This is a genomic window from Pseudomonas sp. FW305-E2, from assembly GCF_058782925.1.
Genome location: NZ_JBYSYE010000089.1, coordinates 1 through 3165, shown reverse-complemented (window position 1 = coordinate 3165; position 3165 = coordinate 1). Strand labels below are relative to the sequence as shown.

Sequence of the window (3165 nt, the reverse complement as noted above, 5' to 3'; positions counted from 1 at the left end):
TGGCGACGCGCCTGCGCCTCGAACAGCTGGTGCACGCGCCAGTCGCCGGGGTAGTCGGTGGCGGTGTCGTTAAGGTCGTGCAGCACCGCTTGCGTCTGCTGCGGGCTCAGCATCGGCAACTCGCCCAACGCCGTTTCGGCGCTGCTCTCAAGCATCTGCTGCAACACCTGCAACAGGTGCTCGCCAAGCTGCTCGGCCAACCGGGCACTGAACCGTGCCCGATCGGCTTTCAACTGCAGCGACAGGTGCGTACCCAGGTTAACCACCAGCGTCAGCGGGTAGTTGGTCTGTTCGTGGTTCGCCACCTCACCAAACACCAGGCTGCTGGAGGTATCGGCCTGCAGCGCTTCGGACACCGGGTAGTTCTCGAACACCAGGATGCTGTCGAACAGCGCTTCGCCGCCCTGCCCGGCCCAGCGCTGGATATCGAACAATGGCGTGTGATCGTACTCACGCAGGGCGATGTTCAGCGCCTGCACGGTGTCCAGCCAGTCACCCAGCGCTTGCTCCGGGCGGGGGCTGGCAATGACCGGCAAGGTATTGATGAACAGGCCGATCTGCTGCTCGATGCCCTTGAGTTCGGCCGGCCGCCCAGCCGTGGTCGCACCAAAGGCGACGCAGGCCTGGCCGGTATAGCGCTGCAGCACCAGCAGCCAGGCCGCTTGCACCACGGTATTGACGGTGACCCTGCGCTCACGGGCAAAGGCGTCCAGGCGGGCGGTCTGCCGGGCATCCAGTTGCTGTACCCGCTCGACCTGCCCCTGCCCTTCACTACCGGCTGCCCAGTCCGTGGCCCTGGCCAGCAAAGTGGGTGCATCCAGGTCTTGCAACTGGCGGGTCCAGAACGCCTGGCGGGCTGCGCCATCCTGGCGCTGCAACCAGGCAATGTAGTCACGGAAGCGCCCCGGCCCTTGCTCCGGAACGCTGCCGTGGTACCGCTGCAGCACTTCGCCCAGCAGCCGGGTATTGCTCCAGCCGTCCATCAGGATGTGGTGGCTGGTGTAGATCAGGTGATAACGCTGCGCGTCCAGGCGAATCAGGGTCAGGCGCAACAGCGGCGGCCGGACCAGGTCGAAGCCGGCCGCGCGGTCTGCAGCAGCGAACGCCTCCAGCGCATCGGCAAGGTCGTCACGGCCACGCCAGTCATGCACCGCGAACGGCAATTGCGCCTCGCGCTGAATGATCTGCAACGGGCTGGCCAGCTCACCCCAGATGAAGCTGCCACGCAGCAGGTCATGGCAGTCGACTGCCGCTTGCCAGGCAGCACGGAAGCGCTCGGGATCCACGCCAGTCACATCGACCCGCAGCTGGTTGATGTAATCCCCGCCCTGCTGCAGCAGCGTATGGAACATCATGCCTTGCTGCATGGGTGAAAGCGGGAAGATGTCTTCGACCCTCGCTGGCGGCAGCGGCAGGCTGTCGAGCTGGGCCTGGGTCAGGCCGGCCAGCGGAAAGTCCGACGGCGTCATGCCGGCGTGTTCGCGCTGGCAGCAGTGTTCGACCAGGGCGCGCAGCTCGTGGCTGTATTCATCGGCCAGGCGCTGTACGGTGGCGACTTCGAACATGTCGCTGCTGAAGGTCCAGCCCAGGCTCAGCTCACCGGCGTAGACCTGGCCATTGAGCGTCAGCCAGTTACCCAATGGCGCGTCCAGGCTTTGCTCATCGCCTTTGGGGTCTGCGCAGGGCACCAGCAGCGCCTGTTCATCGGTCGCCAGGTGGCCATCCAGCTGGCCCAGATAGTTGAAGGTGATGCGCGGCACCGGCAAGGCACGCAGGCACTCACGGCTGGCAGCGTCTGCCAGGTAGCGCAGCACACCATAGCCAATGCCCTTTTCGGGCACGGCGCGCAGTTGTTCCTTGACCTGCTTGATCGACCCATCCAGCGTTGCCGCCGGGCTCAGCCGCAGTGGGAACAGGCTGGTGAACCAGCCGACCGTGCGGCCCAGGTCGAGGTTGTCGAACAGCGCTTCGCGCCCGTGCCCTTCCAGCTCGATCAGGGTCGAGGGTTCGCCGCTCCAGCGGCAGATTACCCGCGCAAGCGCAGTCAGCAGCAGGTCGTTGACCTGGGTACGATAAGCGGCCGGGGCCTGCTGCAACAGCTGTCGGGTCAGCGCCCCGTCCAGGTGGCTGTAGACCGTGTGGGCGTACCGGTTGCTCAGGGCGCCAGCGCTGTTGTCCTGCGGCAGGCTGCCGCTGGCATGGCTCAACTGCGCCTGCCAATAGCCCAGTTCGGCCTGCAACGTGTCGCTGCCGGCGTAGGCCTGCAGCTGTTCGGCCCAGGCCCTGAAGGCACTGGTCTTGGCGGGCAACTGTGGCGCCCGCCCGGCCGCACACTGTTGGTAGGCCCGGCGCAAGTCCTCCAGCAGAATACGCCAGGACACCCCATCGACGACCAGATGGTGGATCGCCAGTAACAGGCGCTGACTGCCGTCCGCCAAGGTTGCCAGCACCGCGCGCAGCATCGGCCCATCGGCCAGGTTGAGGCTGCGCTGGGCCTCGGTGCCCAATGCCTGCAGCTCACCGGCATCGGCCAGTGTCGCGCACCATAGCAAAGGTGGCTGTACCGGCCCGGCAGGCCGGTAGCTGGCCTGCCACTGCCCATCAACCTCGACGAAGCTCAGGCGCAGGCTGTCGTGGTGCGTGACCAATGCCTGCAGCGCCTGCTCCAGTGCCTGTGCATCAAGCACTTGCAGCGGGCGGAACAGCACCGACTGGTTCCACTGCTGGCGGTCGGCAATGGCTGTGTCGAAGAAGGCATGCTGCACCGCCAGCATCGGGGTTGGCCCGTGCAATGGGCGCTGGTCGGCCTGTGCCGCACACCCCACCTGGGCGACTGCGGCCAGGTCTTGTACCGTCTGGTGCTGGAACAGGTCCTTGGTGGTGAAGCGGATGCCCGCCTGGCGGGCACGGCTGACCACCTGGATCGAGACGATCGAGTCGCCACCGAGGGTGAAGAAGTTGTCGCTGCGGCCGACCCGCTCCAGCTTGAGCAGGTCCTGCCAGATCGCCGCGATCTGCTGTTCCAGCGGACCTTGCGGTGCACTGTAGGCCTGCTGCAGGGCGCTGTTGTCGGGCTTGGGCAAGGCCCTGCGGTCGAGCTTGCCGTTGGCCGTCACCGGCCAGGCCTGCACCTGCAGGATGTGCGTTGGCACCATGTAGTCCGGC

Annotated in this window: 1 protein-coding gene; it reads right to left on the bottom strand. The window is 66.3% G+C overall.

Features of this window, described 5'->3' with window-relative positions; genetic code table 11:
• A partial coding sequence (locus tag AC3WLP_RS27795) for a condensation domain-containing protein (RefSeq protein WP_256596109.1) occupies nucleotides 1-3165 on the bottom strand: 3165 nt, incomplete at both ends.